The sequence below is a fragment of the Paenibacillus xanthanilyticus genome (assembly GCF_042682185.1).
Classification (GTDB): domain Bacteria; phylum Bacillota; class Bacilli; order Paenibacillales; family Paenibacillaceae; genus Paenibacillus_Z; species Paenibacillus_Z xanthanilyticus.
In genome coordinates this window covers 2,030,001-2,052,560 of sequence record NZ_JBHUHA010000002.1, presented here as the reverse complement: position 1 = coordinate 2,052,560, position 22,560 = coordinate 2,030,001, and the positions used below count along the sequence as shown (strand labels likewise).

The 22,560-nt window shown below is 53.0% G+C and carries 16 protein-coding genes and 1 pseudogene (1 of these 17 cut by a window edge); 15 read left to right on the top strand and 2 right to left on the bottom strand.

Going from position 1 to position 22,560, the window contains the following annotated elements; all coding sequences use genetic code 11:
- Positions 1 to 3 precede the first annotated feature (3 nt).
- The 3 genes and pseudogenes from ACFSKT_RS26435 to ACFSKT_RS26425 all read left to right on the top strand — a co-directional run bounded on the left by ACFSKT_RS26435 (position 4) and on the right by ACFSKT_RS26425 (position 3,793).
- Positions 4 to 2,718, top strand: coding sequence for an Athe_2463 domain-containing protein (locus tag ACFSKT_RS26435; protein WP_377720828.1), 2,715 nt, complete (start codon positions 4 to 6; stop codon positions 2,716 to 2,718).
- Positions 2,719 to 2,942: 224 nt separating this feature from the next.
- Positions 2,943 to 3,080 (top strand): annotated as a pseudogene (locus ACFSKT_RS26430) (DUF3934 family protein); the annotation flags it as partial.
- 269 nt (positions 3,081 to 3,349) lie between these two features.
- Positions 3,350 to 3,793, top strand: coding sequence for a HEAT repeat domain-containing protein (locus ACFSKT_RS26425; protein WP_377720829.1), 444 nt, complete (start codon positions 3,350 to 3,352; stop codon positions 3,791 to 3,793).
- A gap of 88 nt (positions 3,794 to 3,881) precedes the next feature.
- Here ACFSKT_RS26425 and ACFSKT_RS26420 read toward each other — a convergent pair whose 3' ends face one another.
- Complete coding sequence (locus tag ACFSKT_RS26420; RefSeq protein WP_377720830.1) at positions 3,882 to 4,442, bottom strand: O-acetyl-ADP-ribose deacetylase; 561 nt, start codon at positions 4,440 to 4,442, stop codon at positions 3,882 to 3,884.
- Positions 4,443 to 5,075: 633 nt separating this feature from the next.
- On the opposite strand from ACFSKT_RS26420, the gene ACFSKT_RS26415 reads away from it, so the two are divergent.
- The 7 genes from ACFSKT_RS26415 (at position 5,076) to ACFSKT_RS26385 (ending at position 17,999) form a co-directional block, all read left to right on the top strand.
- Positions 5,076 to 5,783: a hypothetical protein gene (locus ACFSKT_RS26415; RefSeq protein ID WP_377776367.1), complete on the top strand. Its 708-nt coding sequence runs from the start codon at positions 5,076 to 5,078 to the stop codon at positions 5,781 to 5,783.
- Positions 5,710 to 7,005, top strand: coding sequence for a hypothetical protein (locus ACFSKT_RS26410; protein ID WP_377776366.1), 1,296 nt, complete (start codon positions 5,710 to 5,712; stop codon positions 7,003 to 7,005). The genes ACFSKT_RS26415 and ACFSKT_RS26410 overlap by 74 nt, the downstream gene beginning before the upstream one ends.
- Positions 6,995 to 7,834: a hypothetical protein gene (locus tag ACFSKT_RS26405; RefSeq protein WP_377720832.1), complete on the top strand. Its 840-nt coding sequence runs from the start codon at positions 6,995 to 6,997 to the stop codon at positions 7,832 to 7,834. Before ACFSKT_RS26410 ends, ACFSKT_RS26405 begins: the two co-directional genes overlap by 11 nt.
- A gap of 3 nt (positions 7,835 to 7,837) precedes the next feature.
- Positions 7,838 to 8,611 (top strand): DUF6339 family protein, encoded by a 774-nt coding sequence (locus tag ACFSKT_RS26400; RefSeq protein WP_377720833.1) that lies wholly within the window; start codon positions 7,838 to 7,840, stop codon positions 8,609 to 8,611.
- 293 nt (positions 8,612 to 8,904) lie between these two features.
- Positions 8,905 to 10,599, top strand: coding sequence for a DNA cytosine methyltransferase (locus ACFSKT_RS26395; protein WP_377720834.1), 1,695 nt, complete (start codon positions 8,905 to 8,907; stop codon positions 10,597 to 10,599).
- 163 nt (positions 10,600 to 10,762) lie between these two features.
- Positions 10,763 to 11,428 (top strand): HhH-GPD family protein, encoded by a 666-nt coding sequence (locus tag ACFSKT_RS26390; RefSeq protein ID WP_377720835.1) that lies wholly within the window; start codon positions 10,763 to 10,765, stop codon positions 11,426 to 11,428.
- Positions 11,429 to 12,074: 646 nt separating this feature from the next.
- Positions 12,075 to 17,999: a DUF3320 domain-containing protein gene (locus ACFSKT_RS26385; protein ID WP_377720836.1), complete on the top strand. Its 5,925-nt coding sequence runs from the start codon at positions 12,075 to 12,077 to the stop codon at positions 17,997 to 17,999.
- Positions 18,000 to 18,171: 172 nt separating this feature from the next.
- Here the strand turns inward: ACFSKT_RS26385 and ACFSKT_RS26380 are convergent, their stop codons facing one another.
- Positions 18,172 to 18,474, bottom strand: coding sequence for a hypothetical protein (locus tag ACFSKT_RS26380; RefSeq protein WP_377720837.1), 303 nt, complete (start codon positions 18,472 to 18,474; stop codon positions 18,172 to 18,174).
- 500 nt (positions 18,475 to 18,974) lie between these two features.
- Between ACFSKT_RS26380 and ACFSKT_RS26375 the strand changes: the two genes are divergently transcribed.
- From ACFSKT_RS26375 to speD, 5 genes are all read left to right on the top strand, one after another.
- Positions 18,975 to 20,141, top strand: coding sequence for a LysM peptidoglycan-binding domain-containing protein (locus ACFSKT_RS26375; protein ID WP_377720838.1), 1,167 nt, complete (start codon positions 18,975 to 18,977; stop codon positions 20,139 to 20,141).
- Positions 20,142 to 20,263: 122 nt separating this feature from the next.
- On the top strand, positions 20,264 to 20,722 hold the full coding sequence (locus ACFSKT_RS26370; RefSeq protein WP_377720839.1) for an acyl-CoA thioesterase: 459 nt from the start codon (positions 20,264 to 20,266) through the stop codon (positions 20,720 to 20,722).
- Between the two features lie 119 nt (positions 20,723 to 20,841).
- A complete protein-coding gene (locus ACFSKT_RS26365; RefSeq protein WP_377720840.1) occupies positions 20,842 to 21,345 on the top strand; it encodes an NUDIX hydrolase in 504 nt (167 codons plus the stop codon).
- Positions 21,346 to 21,468: 123 nt separating this feature from the next.
- Entirely contained in the window at positions 21,469 to 21,816 is a 348-nt protein-coding gene (locus ACFSKT_RS26360) for a hypothetical protein (protein ID WP_377720841.1), read from the top strand.
- A gap of 389 nt (positions 21,817 to 22,205) precedes the next feature.
- On the top strand, positions 22,206 to 22,560 hold the 5' portion of the coding sequence (gene speD / locus ACFSKT_RS26355; RefSeq protein WP_377720842.1) for an adenosylmethionine decarboxylase. 455 nt of this gene lie beyond the right edge of the window; the window shows 355 of its 810 coding nt (coding positions 1-355); it begins with the start codon at positions 22,206 to 22,208; its stop codon lies beyond the right edge, outside the window.

Here is a 22,560-nt window from a genome sequence, read left to right as displayed (position 1 = left end):
GTTATGAAACGAGTATTAACTATTATCACGGCGATAGGGCTATTGCTGACGGCGCTGCCGCCGGGCGGTTCATCAGCCGCCGCGCCCCCCGCTCCGACCACGGTGGACGAGGTGCTGGCGCAGGCGAATCAGGACATGGAGCAGCTTTACGGGCGATCGGAATATTTTCCGCGCAGCTCGAATTACCGGCAGCTTCGGACGGACCTGTTAGCCAGCCAGCTGGGCAGCCGCAGCTTTCAGATCGTCTATGGCACGGATCACGGCGATGTGATTCATCACAACGGCAAAAGCATGCACCGCTATGTGGGCTATACGGTCGGCGGGGATCCGGTCTCGACCAAGGGCTTTCCTTGGGATGCGGGCTGGAGCGGCACGCAAATCCAAAACTTTAGTTTGATCAAGAAACCGTGGCGTAATCCCGGACTTGCGATTAAGGATACCAATTTTAATGATTACCAGGACCGGAGCAACCCGTACCTGGTCAGCTCCGGCGGCACCTTCGACGAGGCGATCATCGCGGGGCTGAACGAAGTGTATGCCGGCAAGAAATACCAAGAGTTCATGCATGGCAGCAAGGATAGCGAGTATGCGGACCGAGTGGTCTACCAGCGGAACGCGACGCCTTCCCAAGGCGGGAAGTGGACGGATTACGTTCATATTCTGCAGCCGCCGACCTTCTATTCGTGGGGCGCGGGCCGCATCTATCTCACCGGCGGCACCTACCTCGGCATCCCGATCGCGCCGTTCAATCTGCTGGAGCGGGATAACGATCTGTCCGCCCACTTCGAATCGCTGCCATCCGGCGCGATCGAGGGGCAGCAGGTCCGGGTTGCCGTCAAGGTCAAATCGACGTTCGACGAGACCAAAGAAACCGAGTACGAGTGGAGCATCACCAGCAACAGCGAGGTGTCGGCCGAATTCGACGGCAGCGGCGGCTCGGCCAAGAGCGGCAAGGTTACGCTGTCCGCGGGCGGACAGAAAGTATTTTACGTGACCTTCGCCATGCCGCCGAGCGACGTCAGAATCAAATTCGCCGTGAACAAGCACAACAATTCGCCGAAGGAAGCTTATTACGACAACAATAAGCTCGACTCCGGCGCGTCGGCGGTCCGAATCGTCACGGCGATGCCGAAGACGGTCGGCGAGTTCGACCTGGATTACAACGTGCTGAGCCGGGACGTGCAGTACCCGCTCGCGAACGGGGCCGATATCGTGGCGCAGCTGAACCTGCCGCCTAGCTCCTATTGGGACGGGAACGCAACGGGCTCGCTTGGCGTCTCGAATCAGGCGCCGAGCCTGCTCCGCAATTTCCAGGTGGGCAACAATCCGGACGTGAACGAAGCCGGGGCGACGATTACCCGCAATCCGATTATCAGCTCGACGCTGAGCAGAACCGATTTCGGCGACAATCCGCTGCAGCGCGGATGGTTGAACAACGCGTCGCCGACCGCCCCGCGTTCGAGGACCGGCACGGTTTGGTTCAGCGGGTCGGTGAGCCGGAATTACATCCACGAGTACGAGGAGTGTTCGTCGACCACGGACTCGGAGGGCGTGAGTCACCGTACCTGCGAGACCAAGCGGGAGCATGGCTCGACGTCGGCGCCGTTCACGCCGGGCGTCGACGAGCGGAAGATCAACGTCTACGTCTACAACGGCCGTACGACGGTGCCGGCCAAGGACTACAAGGACCAGATCGACACGAACGCGATTACGTCGCTGACCCGCAAGCTGTGGTGGACGAGCGAGCCGTATAAGTTCAATGTCATCCGCTGGATGGCCCACCAGGCGACGGACGGCTCGCTGACGAATTGGACGGACGTGCCGGGGCAATTCCAGCGGACGTTCACCCAGCAGGCGACCGGGGACATCAAGTGGACGAAGACGGTCCCGCAGGCGAAAGCGTACGAAGCGTCGCGCGCGGCGGCCGCGAAGAAGCAGAACGTGAAGGCGCAGTATGACCGGGCGGTCTTCGCGACGGACCGCGAGCTGCAGAAGCATGCATACCCGGTCAAGGCGGGGTACTACTTCAACCCGGCGGGCGAGTATACGTTCACGGTCGAGACCGTCACATACAAGACGACGCGGGACGACACGCAGGACCATAAGGATCTCGTGGATGCGGTGATCGATTCCTTCCGCTACGAGACGGACCTCATGTTCGTCAACAACAAGAAGCAGGCCGTCAATCTCGCGAACGAGGCGCTGCCGGCGAGAGGCCAGAAGATCGGCAGACGGGCGGCGACGCTGACGGCGGCCGCGCCGAAGGGCGTCGATGCGATGACGCTGCTCACCGTCCGCGATCGCAGTACAGACGGCTCCCGTTACGAGAAGGAAGTCGTCGAGCTGGAGCATGCGGAGACGAGCGCGGGTTCCACGCATCCGTACTGGAAGAACATCCTGGAAGGCTATGGCGAGTCCGGCACGTCGGGCAGCGACCAGTATTTCAAGTACCAGGAGTTTGTAAAGAACGGCCAGCACATCTACAAAATCACGGAGAAGACCACCGTCACGATCGCGATCAATCCGCAGAACCTGCGGGTGTACACGAACGTGGGCATGCCGGACGGCGAGTATTACGTCAAGGCGTGGATCGGCGACGTCCAACTTTCTCAGCAGCCGCATGCCTATCGCAAATTGGGCACGCTGGTCGGCATCAAGCCGCTCGACGAGATCAAGGTCAGCGTGGTCGGGTCGATGTACGATGATTTGAATAACTAACGCTGGCATTGCGAGCGTTCGGAAGCCCCCGCGGGAGAGCGGGGGTTTTTCGTTTGTGCGGAAGCATGCAGCGGGTTGTCCCTTCGTTTCCGTTAAAATCCCGCTCGACGTGTTATAATGGACAATATAGCGATCGATCGGGCTTGCGAGAGCGGATTCCTGTGGTAAAGTAAGGAATGGCCCCTAGCGGCGCGCAATATGGAAGTTCATAACGGAGTGATGAGTTGAGCAAAGCAAAAGGCACGGGCCGAGGTACCGGCAAGAAGGGCTGGAACCGCTGGCAGAAGAGCGCGAACAAGGCGGCGAATGCGCCGAAGCCTTATAAGAGCAAGGGCACGAAGCAAGGAAGCGAGCAGGCGGGCGAGTCGGCCGGGGCAGCAGCCGCGGGCGCGAAGAAGACGGCGGGCGCTCCGGGCGCTGGCGTGAAGCGGGCGGCCGGAGCGGCCAAGCCGGCAGTTGCCAAGCGCGAGAGACCGGCGTCGGAAGCATCGCCTCTGACGCATGGCAGCACGCGCAGATCGCTTGAAGCGAGAGGCGCGACGGGCGCGACAGGCATGGTGCCATTCATGCGCGATCGTGACGAAGACAGATAGCCGACATTTGAATCCATAGATAGGATGGGAAGCACACAATGAGCCAAGTCGAAATTACAATTGGGCTGCCGGAGAACTACGAGCAGCTGAAGACGTCCGCGAACCGTTCGTCCAACTGGCGCGAGCGCCTGTCGGCGGTGGAAGAGCTGGGCAAGTGGGAACACGCGAAGATCATGGATATTTTGAACCACCGGATGAACAATGATCTGGTGTACGCGGTGCAGGAGGCGGCTTACCGCCAGCTGCAGCTGCTCGGCGAATCGCCGCAGAAGCCGGCGCGCCGCAAGGGCGAGCTGTTTAAGGGCGTGAACAAAGTGCTGCTGCGCGTCAAGAAGAGCCTTCCAGCCGGCCATTCCTACGAGGAATTCAAGGACAAGCTGAAGCGGATGCGCGAAGACATTTACGATACGTACGAAGGCGACAAAGGCGACGAGTTCGACGCGTGGCTGCAGGGCGTGTGGAGCACGCTCGGCGGACGGTAAGCGATAGGCAGACACAAGAAGAAGCACCTGCTGCGGGCAGGTGCTTTTTGTGTTTGGAATACGAGAACGCAATGACTCGCGTCATCCATCACGAGCAATTCCCCAGCGTCTCCCGGTAAATCAGCTCGTTCTCTGCGTCGTAGCAGACGAAAATGATCCGCTTGGGCGCGGGCGCATCGTCCGCCAGCTCGCACAGATATTCCGCGACCGCATCCAAGGCGATCTCGGCTGCGAGCAATTTCGGGAAGCTGTAGATGCCCGTGCTAATGTTCGGGAACGCGATGCTGGCCGCGCCATGTTCGATGGCTAGCGTCAGCGAATTGCGATAGCAGTCGCGGAGCTTCTCCGCCTCGTCGTCATCCCCGCCGTTCCAGACCGGACCGACCGTGTGCACGACATATTGGGCGGGCAGCTGCCCGGCCGTCGTGATGACCGCTTCGCCGACGGGACAACCGCCTTGCTGGGCGCGGATACGCCTGCAGGCGTCGAGAATCTCCGGCCCGCCGGCTCGGTGAATGGCGCCGTCCACGCCGCCGCCCCCGAGCAAGCTCGTATTGGCCGCGTTGACGATGACGTCCGCGGGGATCTTCGTAATATCTCCCCGGACCACGGTGAGGACCGTGCGATTGATCGTGATGCTGGCCTCCATAAGATTCGCCTCCCCGCCATAAGGAACCGCTTATCGTTAGAATATGTCGTTCCTTGCTACTTCTAGTATACCCCCGGCACGGCGCTGGTGAAAATCGGCGAACGCTGCCAGCTTCGTAATACTTTATGAAATGCGGTAATGAAATTTCAAAAGGAGTAGGATGTACACTATCAATCAATGGTTATGCCGGGAAAATGAATCTGAGCACAAATGTGATTTGGGTGGTTCTTGTATGGTATATAAGGAACTATATTTCGATAATATGAAACTATAATTTTAATTTGTAGTAGACTTTGTGAATTGTATGTGGTTAAATACTGGTATATTATCTCAGAATATTAGGGGGTTTTATCCTTTGGAGAAACGAAGTAACTTTGAAAGATTAGCGGAAAAGCGAGTTTCTGAAGCGATAAAGAAAATACGTCTTATTGGTAATTTGTCTAACCGTCGGAATTATGATTACTCGGAAGCACATGTTAAACAAATTATAGAAGCTTTGGAGTCTGAATTGAAGAACATGAAGTCAAAGTTTAGAAGCGAGGAGACATCTGAAGATGTGGCTTTCTCCTTTAAAAAAAACTAGCCCTATCTAGTATGAGAACTACTAAATATAAAATATAAGGGGGCATTCTAATGGCTAGTTGGAAGTTTCCATTAAATGATGGGGGAATACGGGAAGGGTTAAATGACGCTGGAATTGAAACTTTTGCGGGCAGTCCTGCATCATTAGTTCGCGAAACAATCCAAAATGCAATAGATGCTAAAATCTCGGATTCAAAGCCTGTAATAGTTAAATACAACTGTGAGTTCTTGCTAAAGAGTATGTTCCCTGAATGGAAGGAATTTGTGCAGATCTTGCAGCGGTGTCTAGAGTTTGCTGAGCTCGCAGAAAGTCATCTGGACGAGATAAACTTTTTTCGCGAAGCTCTAAAGGTGTTTGAGGATGATCATATCCCATTTATGAAAGTTAGCGATTACAACACGACTGGGTTATCGGGATCAGACAATGACCTTAAGGGGAAGTGGTTTGCGCTTGTCAAAGCGGTTGGTGTTTCGAATAAAGCCGATGATGACGGGGGTTCTTTTGGTATAGGGAAAGCGGCACCGTTTGAATGCTCCATGTTACGTACTGTCTTTTACAACACTGTAGACTTGGAAAACAAAAGAGCATTTCAGGGCTCCGCGAGATTGGTCTCCCATTATAATGAGCAGGAGCAATTAACTAGGGGGACAGGTTTTTTTTGGAAACCCAAACGGAAATCTTCCGGTGTCAGAGTACAACCCACATCCCTTTTTTATGAGAGAAGAGATAGGTACAGATATTTTTATCGCAGGATTTAAGAATAGTGGGAATTGGGAAGAAATCACTATTAAGACAGTTGTCGAAAACTTTTTTGTCGCGATAATGGAAAATAAGCTGATTGTTCATGCCGGCAATATTGTGATTGATAATACGACAATCAAAGGTTTAATCGAGGAATATTTCTCAGAGGATAATCCTAAGCTTCTTTCATACTTCGAAGCTTTCACCAGTAAAATCATTTATTTTTCAGAGGCCAATTTTAGTAATAGAGGAGCTATTGCACTCTATTTAAAGCTCGGACCAGATCAAAATAATACAATTGCTATGTTCCGGAAAACAGGAATGCTGATAAGGGAAAGACAATTTCGCAGCCCTTTGAAGTTTTCCGGGGTCTTTATTGCCAGTGGTGACGATATAAACAAGCTGCTTCGAAAAATGGAGCCGCCCAAACACGATAACTGGATCGCAAGTCGGGCCAAAGAACGAGGGGCTAGTAAAGTATTGTCCGATATGTATGACTGGATTTCAGATCAAATTAAAACGCTTGTCAGAAAAAATACTGGGGATACTCTTGACCTTGAAGGGATTAGCCAGTACTTGGCGGATGATAATGATGACATTATCTTATCCTCTACTGGTAATGTCCTGGATACAAATTATAATGCGCCAGAATCCATTATTATCCGCCCGAAAAAAAATATTTCAAAGGAAGAAGCAACTTATATAGTTCAAGAAGAACACATGACAGGCACAGAAGATCCAATGAATGACTTCGATGTACCAGACCGAGGTAAGCACGGTGGTGCAAGTACTAACGGTGGGGATAATGAAGGAGAGAATGGTAGAGGTAAGGGAGCTGGACATGGTAGTGGAAGTGGAGGACGAGGTGAAAAAGAGAGGCGGACTGGCGGGAACTCTAATAGTCAACCGAATCCTGAGGGTGAAAAAATTCAAAGCATTACTACACTACCAAAACTAAAGAAACAACTGCCGTACTACCGGTCTGGTAAATATTATATTGTACTTGTTCCTGAAACGGATGGACAAGCATATTTGGGTCTTTTGTTTGAGGGAGAAGAGTCCTCAGAGCAAGCCAAAATTGTATCGGCCAAGAACAAAGTTACCGGAGAAGTGATAGATGTACACGGACAAATGAAAATTGGACCCATCGTTATGAAAGCTAATCAACAATATACGGTAGAGCTTTCGCTTGTAGATCCGGAAAAACGTGCAATAAGGGTGAAACTTTATGCAAATTAAACACAGGTATTTCCCACATCCGGTATTATGTGACTTTTTCAATGGGTTTGGAGAGCACAAATATGAAGTTGAACTAATATCCGAACCTGAAGGTGACTTCTATCGATTTACTGCAGTTTTTAATACAACGAGCCAGACTCTAAAAAAAATGATTCATAAAAGACAGGCTTGCTATCTTCTTCATTTTGAATGCGGCCATACTCGTTATCGTAAGGTCTTTACTTCGAATGATGAAACTATGAGCTTTATTGTTCCAGCTGATCAGCTGGAAAATCATGTCGATGTATGCCCTGCTATTGCTGCAATTGAGGATATTGAAAAGTATTCCAGTGACGAATTTGACGAAGCGTATGGTGACGAGCCATTTTCAGTTAGCCGAGGTGACATCTTAGCTGTAGCAGAACCGTTGACCTTGATAACCGTAAAAAAGAAAGATTCGCTTCGACCGGTATCATCGGTGTTTATGTTTGAAAGGTTACCGGACAGTTCAAACCCCATCGACTTTACTCTAGATGAAGATAAAATAACAATATATCTACCGGAAGAAGAGTTCAATAACCTAAGTCTATTGAACAGTAACAATAAGGCGTTTGCACCGATGTATTCATTAATGGCAGTTGTGCCCGTTCTTGTAAACGTAATTGAGATGATAAAATCAAAGAATGTTAGTGAGAATGAAACAAACAAAAAGTGGTATGCCGTAATTATGAATTCGATTAAAAAGAAAAACATTAATATGCAGGATACTTCTATTAGCATTGCGCACAAATTGCTAGGCAAACCTTTGGGACCCTCCTTAAAATTGTTGATGGAAATGGAGGAGAATTGATTAATGCGAATTCGTTACTTTACTGAGAATGGATTGCAACGTCTGAAGTTGAGAGTATTGGAGCATGTTCAAACGAAAAAGTATGAAGAGAGAGAGTCTTGGATTGATGATTCTTTGTCAGTACAATCAAATCTACTTATCCCGGACATTCAATTAAAGAACTCTATCCGCACAAATGGTAAACGACCTGTGCATTATGATTTGGAGAATGTCCGTACTCTTTACGGCGCTCTTAAACATTTAACTCCCGCAGAGGCTTCAAATGAAAGGCTCTGGGCGTTCTTGACTCATTCAACATTTTGGGACTATATGCGATCCCGCTGGCCAGTTGAGCTAAAGGATGATGACGAAGAGGAAGATGGTCCCGATCCAGAGCAGAGCAAGAAAAAGAGTAGTCCATCGAAACGAGTTGAAACTAGATATTTCCTTTCAGGTCAAAAAGCTCCGGTGCGAAATGGTCTTGCCAGACTGTGGTGGTTCGGCTATATGACGTATGACGAATCCCTTGCTAATCCCTGGGAGCTCACAGATATTTTGCTTCACAATTCTGATCTTACCTTAAATTTAGCAGAACGAAATTTCTCTAGGAACACTGAGTTTACAAGAACTATATTAGATACTCTTGCAAAAATTAAGAAAGAGAATCCTAGTTTTTATAATCGAGATAGATTCCGGGACTTAATGAAACATTTCAACTATGCTGGAGGAATGGCTATCGTGGATTTACTAGATTCCGCTGCCATCGAAAAGGTGGTAAAGAAAAAACTGATATCTTGATGTGATACAATGAGGAATAAACTGAGGAATAGGTTTGGAGAAAAGAAAAGCAGAACTCTTATATTAGAATGTATAGTTACAGAGCCTTCTTGAGTGTATTCTTTCAAGAATAAATAATTTATTTCATACTCCTGCCAAGAAAAGAGGGCAGGAGTTATTTTTATGTGGAATGATTGTTTGAAATGTTGTATTCTATTGATTTGCACTACTTACCACTTGAAAAATATTATCTGAAATGATAAGCTGCTTATATGTGGAACGGATGTTCGTGATTAAGAGGTGGGAGTATTTACATGGAGAATAAGAAACTGCTGGCGGTGGATCTATTTTCTGGGGCTGGTGGACTAAGTTTAGGTTTTTTGCAAACAGGACAAGTTAAAATTGTTGCTGCTGTGGAAAACAATGAATCTGCTCAGAAAACGTATAAAAGGAATCATTGTCGATTCGTTCATACTTATGATGACGGTAAAGCTATAAAATATTTTAAAGATATAAAAAAAGTTAACTTTCAACAATTGAAAGATGAAAATGAGAAGATCGATCTTGTATTCGGTGGACCACCCTGTCAGGGTTTCTCAAATGCAAACAGGCAAAAGTCAGAGTTGATTTCAACCAATAATCAGCTCGTTAAAGAATATGTAAGGGCAATTGAAGAACTAAATCCAGACGCTTTTGTGATGGAAAACGTCAAAGCTATGAGGTCAGAAAAACATAAGTTTCTGTATTCTTTAAAAGATCGGCAAGAGATTGTAGAGGATTTAGGAATTGAGCTAATTCCTAATAAGGTTATTCTAGGGAAACATAATAGTTTAACGAGCCAGCTGGTTTCATTTTTAAAAAATAGTATTCAAAGGGAATTGGATTTATCACAGTTTATCATTAATGACAAGTATCTATATTCTAAAATTAGCCATATCAATAGAAAAGAGAAAGAGGCTCGTATTTATATTGCTAAAGCAAAAAAAGATTTACAAAAAGCACTTAGTAATTGGAATGAACAGCACAATAGTTACTGGAGTACTGCATATGAAGAAAAATGGATGAAACTTAGGGATCTATTGTTGAGTGAAGAGTATAGTGATTCATCCAGTAATGATCTATTTTTAATATTAAATGAGATCATAGAAATTCAAAAGATTTTAATGAAAATGAATGAAATTCAAGCTAATTCTATTGTGATAGTTGATATCTTGTCAGATCATAAAAATGTATGTGTAAAAGTACAGACATATGGTGTGATGAGTTACTTAATATCTAAGTTTAAGAGTCTTGATTATGTAATTAACGAAGATCGTATTATAAATGCAGCTCACTTTGGGGCACCTCAGCTTAGAGAGCGCCTTATTCTTATCGGAGTTAAAAAATCATTCGTAGGAGAGGGCTCTGTAGTACTACCAGAGTCAATTATAAAGGAGCCAAGTCTTTATTATAATGTGGAAGAAGCAATAGCAGATCTAGAAGATCTTGATCCATTTACAATAATGGAAGAGGATAAACCAATTGATAAACCGCTACTTAGTGTTTGCAATCCCCTTCTTCAGTATTTGCGTGGAGCTACTTATAAGCTTCGAAATCATGTTATGACTGAAACGACTAACACGGCATTGGAAAGATTTAAAGTTTTAGAGCAAGGCCAGAACTTTCATGATTTAGATGAGGCGTATAAGCAAACCTATTCTAATCCTGGCAGGACACAAAACACAGTCTATCTCAGACTAAACTACAAAACACCTTCTGGTACGGTTTTGAACGCTCGGAAGTCGATGTGGATTCATCCGAGAAAAAATCGAGCCATCAGTATTCGTGAGGCTGCACGTCTTCAAACTTTTCCTGATGATTTTGTTTTTGAAGGGGCAAAAGATTCTCAGTATCAACAAATTGGTAACGCTGTTCCGCCACTATTAGGGAGAGCGGTAGCTGAACAAGTCTTGAAATACTTAGGAATAGAAGAAGGATACGAAAAGCTCCGATCTTTTATAATGAGATAAAGATAAAATGTGCCCATAGTCCTTTTCAGTGTGTTTTGGTAAGCACTCAATACGGTCCAATCAGGACCGTATTGAGTGCTTTATTTTTCATGATATACATGTATTGTAATTATGTATTCGATAAAATGGGTAAAATACATGAAAACTAAACATGGTGATTTGTGTGAATGAAATATTCTGGGAAAAGTTACTTAATTGGTACGCAGAAAATGGACGACATCAGTATCCTTGGAGAACAACCAATGATCCATACCATATTTTAGTTGCGGAATTCCTGCTTCAGCAAACGCATGTTCGAAAGGTCGAAGAAGTGTACAAACAAATTCTTCATAAATACGTTGACATAAAAAAGCTTTCAAATGCAGACGTTTCTGAACTTGAAAATATTATTGCACCTCTTGGGTTGAAATATAGGGCTACGAGATTAATCCTAACAGCGAAAGAAATTTGTATTCAACACGCTGGAGAAGTACCAAGTAATTATAATGATTTAATACAACTCCCTGGGATAGGTGACTATATTGCGAATGCAATACTTTGTTATGCATACGGGCAACCTGTTGTTCCAATTGATACTAATGTAATTCGTCTCTTTACAAGGTTCTTTGGATATACATCAAATAATACAAGGCCTAGAGTGGATAAGGTTTTAGCATCTAAAATTAGAGATCATTTTAAAGGATTTAAAAGTACACGTTCAGAAAATCTAGCTATTCTAGACTTTGCAGGGCTAGTATGTATTGCTAAGAAGCCGCATTCGAAAGAATGTCCATTAGCACAGTATTGTGATTATTTTAACTCTAGAGACAAAGATGATATTCTAGGCTGACACAATACATTGATGTATTGTCTGCAATATTTGTCGAGTTGACATTAATTAATACCTAAAGAATGGTGGTGTTGGTGTGGCCTTATTATCTACAAGGTATATGACAAAGACAGATAAAACAAGAGTTCACGTACATCAAATAGTGAAAGGGACATACTCGGTTTTCACAGATGAATGTGGTAAAAAATACTTTCAGATTGATACATACGGCACAGAAAGTAGAGAGATTTTGGGGAAGATTAGTCAATCGATTCAATTTGATGAGGAGAGCGCACTTTACTTAATCCAACTAATTAAAAAAGAAATGGGTCAAGCTTAGTTTTTGTGATATTTGAATTAATTAATGATTTTGTTTAAAGAGGGAGTAGCGACACCGGCCGCGGTATGGGCCGAATGACAATCGTGAAGTCCCCCGAACCCTACGCGACTGGGAACGCTACTACGTAAGAAAATAACCAGACATAGCGGTGGCACCGGGAAGCGCCATCGCTTTTCTATTTCCCCAAACCCTCACATTCCCGCCATCCAACCACCACCCCTCCAAAATCCCACAAAATTCCCAACAATCCTCCTATCCCCGCGCGCGCCCACATAGGATAGTGCTATGATAGAAGCATCGATTCTACATAGGACGGAGGCTTTATTGTTGAACAGCGCCTTACAATGTCAATGGTCCTTTAGCGAGACCGTCAACTACGCCATGCAGCAAAATCACGTCCCCGTCGTGCGGCAGATCGTGCTCGCCAATCGAACGGAGGCGGATCTACGCAACCTAACGATCACCCTCACCGCGGAGCCCGCGTTCGCCTACGAATGGAGCAAGTCCATCGACGTGCTGCCGGCGGGGCAGCCGATCGATCTGGGCATCGTGAATCTCCAAATGTCGGCGCAATTCCTCGCGGAACTGACGGAGCGCGTCACGGGAACGCTCACCCTCACCGTACGATCCGATAATCAACTCATCCACGAGGAACGCGGCACCATCACGGTTCTCGCCTTCGATGAGTGGAGCGGACTCGCGGTGCTGCCGGAGATGACCGCCGCCTTCGTCACGCCGAATCACCAGCACGTCGCGAGCATCGTGCGGGAAGCGGCGGATATCCTGGCCAAGTGGACCGGCAACCCGTCGTTCACCGCCTACCAGAGCAAAAGCGCGAATCAAGCGCGCATCCAAGCCGCCGCGATTTACGCCGCTCTTCACAACCGCAGCATCGCGTACTGCGTCGCACCGCCAAGCTTCGAGCAGATCGGACAGCGCGTCCGGCTGCCGGAGACGATAGTCGCGCATCGCATGGGCAATTGCCTCGATCTCTCCCTTCTCTATGCCGCGTGCTTGGAGGCGGTCGGTTTGCATCCGCTCCTCGTCTTCACGACGGGCCATGCGTTCACGGGCGTCTGGCTGGTGGAGGAGACGTTCGCCGAGAGCGTGCAGGACGATATCTCGCTGCTGACCAAGCGTCTCGCGCCGGGCGTCAACGAGATCTGCGTCATGGAGGCGACGGCGTTCGTAGAAGGCTCGGCTGCCAGCTTCGACGAAGCGGTTAACCTCGCGATCGCGCATTTGCAGAATCCGGATCAATTCGATTGTCTCGTGGATATCCGTAGAGCGCGCGCGGCGGCGATTCGTCCGCTTCCGATCCGGACGGCCAGCGGGAACGGCTGGGTGATCGAATCTCCCTCTCCATCCTCGAGCGCCAGCGGAATAACTGCGGCACCCGAACAGCTGGAAGAGCTCGGCAAGCCGATCGAGGTCGATCAGCTGCAGCCAGGCACGAAGCAGAAGCAGTGGGAACGCCGTTTGCTCGATATGACGCTGCGCAACGGACTGCTCAATTTCCGCCTGACCAAATCCAGCGTGCCGATCATCACCGCGCAGCTGGGCGATCTGGAGGATGCGCTGGCCGAGCGGGAGGAGTTCCAGCTGCTGGCGAAGCCGAGCGACTGGCAGGACAATGCGCGCAGCGCGGGCTTGTACCAGAACGTGAACAGCAACCATCCGCTGGCGCTGCTGCTGCGGGAGGAGTTCAATCGGAAGCGGCTGCGTGCTGACCTGCAGGCATCGGAGTTAGACCGGCGGCTCATTCACTTGTACAGATCTGCCCGAACGTCGCTGGAGGAAAATGGGGCGAATACGCTCTTCCTGGCGCTTGGTCTGTTGAAATGGTACGAATCCCCCGTCAGCGAAGCGCCGCGTTACGCGCCGATCGTCCTGCTGCCCGTCGACATCATTCGCAGGTCATCCCGCCAAGGCTACGTCATTCGGGCGCGCGACGAAGAGCCGCAGATCAACGTGACGCTGCTGGAGATGATCAAGCAGGACTTCGGCATCGGCATCGGCGGACTGGATCCGCTGCCCCGGGACGAGAAGGGCGTCGCGCTTAAGCAGGTGTTCAACGTCTTCCGTCATGCCCTCATTCAAGTGCCCCGCTGGGACGTGGAGGAGAGCGCGTGCTTGGGGCTGTTCTCGTTCGGCCAATTCGTCATGTGGAACGACATCCGTTCGCGTTCGCAGGAGCTGGCGGAGAACCGCATCGTGGCGAGTCTGATGGCCGGCAAGCTGCAATGGCAAGAAGCGGCGGACGACGCGGCACCACTAGATCATACTTCGCCTTCCAGTCTCGCCGTTCCCATCAGTGCGGACTCGTCCCAGCTGGCTGCGATCCAGGCGGCGGGAAGTGGCGAGAGCTTCGTGCTCCATGGTCCGCCCGGCACCGGCAAATCCCAGACGATTACGAACATGATCGCCAGCGCCCTGGCGAGCGGCAAGAAAGTGCTGTTCGTCGCGGAGAAAATGGCGGCCCTATCGGTCGTTCAGCGGCGATTGGAGCAGATCGGGCTCGGTCCGTTTTGCTTGGAGCTGCATTCGAACAAGAGCACGAAGAAAGCGGTGTTGGATCAGCTGAACGCGGTGCTGGAGACATCCCGTATTCTGCCGCCGGAAGGGTGGAACGCGCAGTCCGACCGATTGGCCGCGCTTCGCGACGAACTGAACGGCTATGTCGAGGCGCTGCATCGCAAGCAGCATTTCGGAATTTCGCTGTTCGAGGCGATCGCCGGCTACGAGCAGGCGGGGCAAGGACCGGATTGCGTTCAGTTCGACGCAGCCGCGATCGATGCGCTGCAGCCGGAGCGGTGGACGGCATGGAGCGACCTCGTCTCCCAGATGACGACCGCCGGCAGCCAGTGCGGCAACCCGCACGGTCATGCGCTGTCTGAGCTCACGCTGAAGAATTACACGCAACCGGTCAAAACAGAGGCAGAGCAGCTGCTCCGCCAGTACGCGGCGCATCTATCCGAAGGCGAAGCCGCTCTTGCGCAAGTCGCCGATCTGCTCGGGATCGCCTCTGCCAAGGCGTTGTCGCGCCAACAGACCGTGCTTTTCGCCAAACTATGCGACTTGCTTAGCCGCACGCCAGACATTAAACCCGCTTTCGTACAGACGCCTAGTCTCGCAGAGACGGTTGCCCAGGTGCAAGCCGCGACGGCCCAGGGCAGACAGCGGGACCGATTGAAGGCGCAAGTGCTGGCGATTTTCAAGCCAGAGGTCCTCAAATTCGACGCGCAATTGACCAGCTCGGAATGGACGAAGACCGAACTGCAGTGGATGCTGCCGAGATGGCTCGGACAGAACCGGATCGTGAAGCTGCTTCGGAGCATGGCGGCATCCGGCGTGACGATCGCCAAGACCGAGGTGAAAAGCCATTTGTCCGCGATCCTCGATCTGCAAGCGGAAGAGCGAACTTTCCGCGAGAGGGGCGCCGGTATCCTTCCGCTGCTGGGACCATCGATCCGAAGCGAAGAACAAGGCGACTGGGACGCTGCCGATGCGGCTTGCAGTTGGTTGCTGGAGCTGGATCGGACGCTGCGCGAAGCGTTCGGCGCCACCGGTGCCACTCAGACGAAAACCCGCCTAGCGGAGCTTCTCGCGAACGGCCCAAGCGGCATGCAGCCGCATCAGGACCAACTCCTTCGAGCCGTACGCAGCGGGCAAGAAATCGCCGCAGACGAGGAACAACTCGAACGCTTGCTTCAAGCCGACTGGTCCGCGCTGACGGCCGCCGCCGGCTCGGAACACTGGTACCGCTTCATGCAAGGCAAGGCGCAGCAGTGGTCCTCGCATTTCGATCAGCTTCGCGACTGGAGCGCTTGGCGCCGCATTCGCGACCAAGCGGTGGAGGCGGGCTTGCAGCCGCTCGTGGCCAGCTACGAAGAAGGCCGGATCGCGACCGACGAGATCGAAGGCGCGTTCGACCGAGGCGTGTACCGCGCCTGCGCCAACTTCATCATTGCGCGCAATGAGCAGCTGGGCGCCTTCTCGGGCCAGCTGTTCGAGGAGGCGATCAAGCGGTTCAAGGAGGCGGACCAACGCTTCGCCGAGCTGACCCGTCAAGAGATCGCCGCGCGGCTATCCGCCCGCGTGCCCCAGATCACGAAGGAAGCGGCGCAAAGCTCGGAAGCGGGCATTTTGCAGCGGGCTATCCGCAGCGGCGGCCGTGCGATGTCGATTCGCAAGCTGTTCGAAGGCATTCCGAACCTGCTGTCCCGGTTGACGCCGTGCATGCTGATGAGTCCGATCTCGGTCGCGCAATATTTGGATCCGAAGCACGCGAAGTTCGACTTGGTCATTTTCGACGAGGCGTCCCAGGTACCTACCGCGCAAGCCGTCGGGGCGTTGGCGCGGGGGACGCAGGCCGTCATCGTGGGCGACCCGAAGCAGCTGCCGCCGACCAGCTTCTTCTCCAAATCCAGCGGCGACGCGGAGGACGAGGAAGAAGTGCTGCAGGACATGGAGAGCATTCTCGAGGATTGCTTGTCGCTCGGCATGCCGCAGCGGCACTTGACCTGGCATTACCGCAGCCGTCACGAAAGCTTGATCGCGTTCAGCAATGCCCATTATTACGAGAACAAGCTGATGACCTTCCCGTCTCCGGATGAGCCGGTCTCCAGCGTCACGTGGTTCCCGATCGAAGGGTATTATGATCGCGGACGCACGAAGCAGAATCGCGCCGAGGGCGAAGCGGTCATCGCGGAGATCGCGCGCCGGTTGAAGCATCCCGCCAAGCGCCAAAGCATGGGCGTCGTCACCTTCAGCTCGATTCAGCAGACGTTGATCGAGGATATGCTCGACGCGGCGTTCGCGCGCGAACCGGAGCTCGAGCAGTTGGCCGCGCAGCTGCCGGAACCGATTTTCATCAAGAACCTCGAGAACGTCCAAGGCGACGAACGGGACGTCATCTTGTTCTCCGTCGGCTACGGGCCGGATGCGAGCGGCAAAGTGAATCTCAACTTCGGACCGCTGAACCGCGAAGGCGGCTGGCGCCGGTTGAACGTCGCAGTATCCCGGGCGAGGGAGGAGATGCTCGTCTTCTCCACGCTTCGCGCCCATCATTTGCAGGCCAGCCGGATTAGCGCGCAAGGCGTGCTTGGGCTGAGGTCGTTCCTGGAGTATGCGGAGAAAGGCAAGCATGCGCTGCCGGCCGGCGAAGAGGCGAAGCAGATTCCGCTTGTCTCGCACGTGCATCGGGGCGTTGCAGAGAAATTACGTCAGCGCGGCTATGAGACGGATCTCTACGTCGGCACGTCGGGTTACCGGATCGACATCGGCGTACGGCACCCGGAGCAAGGCGAGCAATACAAGCTCGGCATCCTAATGGACGGCCCGATGTACCGGAACGCCGACACCGCGCGCGACCGCGACATTTTGCGCGAGCAGGTGCTGCGCCAGCTAGGGTGGAGGCTCTATCGGCTGTGGACGCCGGACTGGTGGGAGAATGCGGATAAGGTCGTCGAGGGGATCGTGGCGGCGATTCGACAAGCGGCTAGCGAACAGGAACGATCCGAACCGCGAGCAGCGTCCGATTCGCCCAAACCATCGCTTCTACCGTGGCCGACCGCAGCGACAGCATCAGCAGCTCCATCAACGCCAACGCCATCACCGCAAACACCGCCAACAACGCCAATAGCCTCTCCGGAACCATCAGCCGCCGCGCACCCAGGGCCGTCGGCAGAGAACAGGCAAGCTTACCGTCCTGCCGCGCTGGATAAGGTAGAGTGGGGGACGGAGGCGTTCTACGCTTCGTCCAATACCGGCTTCATTCTGAAGCAAATCCGGCAGGTCATCCAAGAGGAAGGGCCGATTAGCCGCGGGCTGCTGGCCAAGCGCATTTTGCAAGCTTGGGGCATCTCGCGTCTCGGCGCCAAGCTCGACCAGCGGTTTACGGAGCTGCTTCAGCAGATCAGCGAGCAGCGAACCGAGCGCGAGGGGACGGTCTATTTCTGGTCTGCGGGTGTGGATCCGAGCGAATATGCGCACTTCCGGGTTGCAGAAGAAGAGGCGCTGCGCCGAACCGCGGAAGAGCTGCCGCCGGAGGAGATCGCCGCCGCCGTGCGATACGTGCTCGCCACGCAGATCAGCCTGCCGCATGACGAGCTGGTCAAGCAAGTGGTGAGGGCGTTCGGGTACGCCCGCAGCGGAGCGGCTTTGGATAAGGCCGTGCGAGCCGGAATCGCATGCGCGCTCGAGCGCGGCACGGTACAGATGGACGACCAGCAGCGGATTATTTTGAAATAACGAATTCTGGAAACGACAAAAGCGATGGCACCTGGATGCGCCATCGCTTTTCTCATTTCTACGTAACCCCGATCCCATAAGCCCCGGTAACCAGCCGCTTACCTCCAGCCGTCAGCGATCGCAGCTAGGGAGCTCCTTTATCTCGGGTACGAATCGACCGGCAAACCGGAATCTACCCCTCGCTGCCGCTCTTCCCCTTCTGATCCGCCAGCAAAGTTTGCTTCTCTTTCAACGCCTTAGCCATCTGCGCCAGCTCCGCATCGATTTGCTCGATCTCTTTGCGCAGCTTATTCTCTCGCGTAATCTTGCTGCTCAAGTCGCTCGCCGATTGGCTCAGCTTCTGGTCGCGCTGCAGCTGGTTGATCTTGCCCAACGTCTTCTTGCGTTTCTGTTGATGTCCCCGTACCGTCGTCTCAAGCTCCGCGATCTCGCGCGTTAACCGATCGACCAGAGAGCGGGTAAAACTAATGCCCATCTTAGCACCTCATATCCTCGCGTTCTAATCCTCCCATCTTACTACACCGGCCCCGTATAAGCGAGCGACGACAGGGGAGGGACATCGCACGTGCATGCACCTTTACTTCTCGTTTTCCGATCCGTCTCGTAATCCCTCCATCCCGCGCATTCCTGACACTGGCCTTCCCGCCCACGTCCATAACCCCGCAATCCCCTCCATCCCTAACACGCAAAATTCTACCCCAGCGCTCTACCAAACTCCCGCCATCCCCATCCATCCCCGGACGCCCGCGCCAGCCCATCAATAACCCTGCCTAAAATCCCACCATCTCGCACGCGCCATACCTCTTCGGGTACACCGCCAATCACCGCCCAAGACCCATTGCCACGATCCGTCACATTGTGCCGCCCCGGACCAAAGGTTCGTTTTCGGGCTCCCGGCCGCGAACAAGCAGGAAAATACAAGAATCTTGACGAAACCTCAGCGCCGAACATATTTCATCTAAGGTGTGATCAACAGTGAGACAGTGGGTAAAATGGACCGCGAGCATGCTCGTCATGCTCATCGCGGTGGGTCAATGCATGTGGACGACGGCAGGAGCGGAAGCCGGACCGTCCGCGGCAAGGTACATAAGCGTAGCGTACACGGTACAGCCGGGCGATACGCTTTTTGGCGTGGCGCGAACGTTCTACCTCAGCGGCGACGACTACGCGCGGATCGCGGCATACAACGGCATCGCGAGCGCGGCGGGGCTGAAGGCGGGCACGACGCTCATCCTCCCGAATCCGATCCTTATAGGCATGTATAAGGTCCGCAAAGGCGATACGCTCTACGCGATCGCCAGTCGCCAGTTCCCGCGCAGCGGCTACATCCGCGCGATCATGCAGTACAACGACATTTTAGATCCGGCTCAAGGGCTCCGTACCCATGCCGTTCTCGTCATTCCGCAGCCGACGGGGAACGTGAAGCATACCGTGCAGCCGGGCGATACGCTCTACGGCCTGTCCGTCCGCTACTTCAAGCCGGCGGCCTATCTGCAGTTTTTGGCGACCTTCAACAGCCTCGACCCGGCAGCGGCGAAGCTCCTGGTTGGCCAAAAGCTCGCGATCCCCAACCCGTACTACGCCTACTCGAACATGCCGACCGGCGCATCCGCAGCCAACGCGACGCAACCGTCTGCATCCGATGGCCAGCCCGCGAACTCGCAGCCGACCCAACCGACCCAACCGACCCAACCGACCCAACCGGCTCAGCCCGGCTCCTCGACCTCGCAGACCGCCAAACCTTCGCCTTCTGCGCAGACGCCCAGCATTCGCATCGACCTGTCCGAGAACAAGTTGTCCGTGCTTGCCGGCACGAAGGTGACGAGGACGTTCGCGATCGCCAGCGGCAAGACGAAGGGTCTGACCCCGACCGGCACGTTCGCCATCATTACGAAAATCAAAAACCCGTACTACTCCGCCCGCAGCATCCCCGGCGGCGATCCCGCGAACCCGCTCGGCACGCGATGGATGGGGCTCGACGTCCCGAACACGAACGGCACCAAATACGGCATCCACGGCACCAACGTGCCCTCGTCCATCGGCAAGTACGTAAGCGCCGGCTGCATTCGGATGCTCGCGAAGGATGTCGAATGGCTCTACGACGCGATCCCGACCGGCACGAAAGTGGTCATCGCAGCGTAGCCGCACAGCAGGTTGCGTCGGTAATTCAGTAAGCTCCCCAGGGCTCAACAGCCATATTGTGGTTCGCGCCCCTAGCCTGCTACAATGACTGTTGTATCGTGCAACTCGAAGGGAGTTTCGTCATGAGAAAAGAATCCTTTATCCAGCCCGATCCGCAAAGCTGGTTGGCCCAATTTCGCTTTTATACGCCGATTAAAGTCCGCTATTGCGAGACGGATATGCTCGGCCACGTGAACAACGTCAGCTATTTTATGTATTTCGAACAAGGCCGCATCGAATATTTCGAGAATTTGGAGCTGACCGGCGAGCTCTTCTCCGACGAGAAGGTGTCCGTGGTTGCCGATCTCGAGTGCCAGTACTTGGCGCAGCTCTACTTGAAGGATCCGATCAAGCTGTACGTGCGGGCAGCGCATATCGGACGCTCGTCCATCGACGTCGAATACGCGCTCGTGGTGAACGATCAGCTGAAGGCCGGCGGACGCGGCGCGATCGTCCTCATCGACACGAAGACGGGCAAAAGCACGCCGATCTCCGATGCCGCGCGCGAGCGGATTCTCGCATTCGAAGGCGCCCAAGCGTAAGCGCACCGCAACCCATAACCGCAACCGCGAATCAACCACCACCAAGACGGAGCAATCCGTCTTTTTTCAAATAAAGAAGTTGATCGATTCACATCTATAACAGAGGGAGCGTGACCAGGATGCTGCGCTATACGATCGCGTTTATCCGGCGGGGGGACGACGTGCTCATGCTGAACCGGAACGCGGCGCCCAACATGGGGCTGTGGAACGGCGTCGGCGGCAAGCTCGAGCAAGGGGAGACGCCGCTGGCGAACATCATGCGGGAGATCGAAGAGGAGACGGGGCTCCGAGTAGAGGCAAGTCGGCTTCGGTATGCGGGCACCGTGACGTGGACGAGCGAAGAGGGGGACGGCGGTATGCATGCGTTTATCGCGGAGCTGGCCCAAGAAGCCGATGTTTTCGAAGGACCGGTGGGCACGCGGGAAGGCATCCTGGAGTGGAAAAATCCCGACTGGCTCTTTCACCCGCGCAACCGCGGCGTCGTGAGCAACGTCCCGCATTTTCTTCCGCACATGTTGAAGCATCCCTCACCGATCGAGCACCATTTTACCTACGCCGGCGATCACCTGATCGCATATGAGCGTCGAGCGCAGACCGAACCGACCCATCACGTTCGGTATTAAAATCCGCCCACAATCTTGCCCGGACGCTAACCCGCGGCACCCGCATCCACGCGCCGGCCGTAACCCGCCAGCCTAAAAACCGCCCATCCCGCATACATTTAGACCAAGGAGCGTGATGGGCACGTGGATCAACAGTTGAAGCGGTATTACCAGCTGAAGAACAAGCACAAGGAGATCGAGCAGGAGCTCGCAGAGCTTCGCGCGGAAATCACCGGGTTTTGCGCCGGGCAGGGGGAGGCAGGTCTCGAAGCGGGTGGCTACCGGGCCAAATTAGTGCTGCAGGAGCGTAAGGAGTACGACGAGGAGAAGCTCTACGCGGCGCTCCCCGATCCGCAGCTCTGGCGTTTGCTGGCGCGGCCCGATTCGGCCAAGATCGCCAGTTTACTCAAGCTGGGCGTGCTCAAGGACGAGCATCTGCAAGGCACTTTTCAAGCGAAGACGGTCACGCTATTACACGTCGAGAAGAAATAGCGCAGCCGCCGCATCGACGCACGCACGCAACAAAGCCTCGCCAATCATGGCGAGGCTTTGTTTTATCTATTAAAGAATAGCCTGACCGTCTCAAACCTGCTGCCCAATGATCTACCATTCTACTTATGAAAACTAGCTCGAATCGCGTCCGACAACCGCTGCAGCCGATCCGCGTCGCGGTGTACGCGAAGAATCCACCTACTTGGCGGAGACGCCCAACCAAACCTGCCCAAATCGCACCAGTACCTGTCCTTATATGTAACAGCGATTGGTACAATGATGGACATACGGGTAATAAAAGCTGTCCCCCCATCCGTCGGAATCGGAATAGGGGACTTACATCAAGGGAACATTAGGCGAGGACTTTTAACGAAACGGGGGATTCCTTCATGTCACTGACGCCCGAACAACGGATCACGCTCCACGGCTTCAACAACCTGACCAAATCGCTTGCGTTCAATATGTACGACATTTGCTATACGAAGACCAAAGAGGAGCGGGAAGCATATCTCGCTTACATTGACGAACAATACAATTCCGAGCGGCTCACCAAAATCCTTAAGACCGTCACAGACATCATTGGCGCCCATGTGCTCAACATCGCCCGTCAGGATTACGAGCCTCAAGGGGCCAGCGTGACGATCCTCGTGTCGGAGGGACCGGTGGAGACCGCCCCTAACGAGTCGTTCGAAGAATCCCCGGGACCAATACCGGAGGCGGTTGTGGCTGCGCTCGACAAAAGTC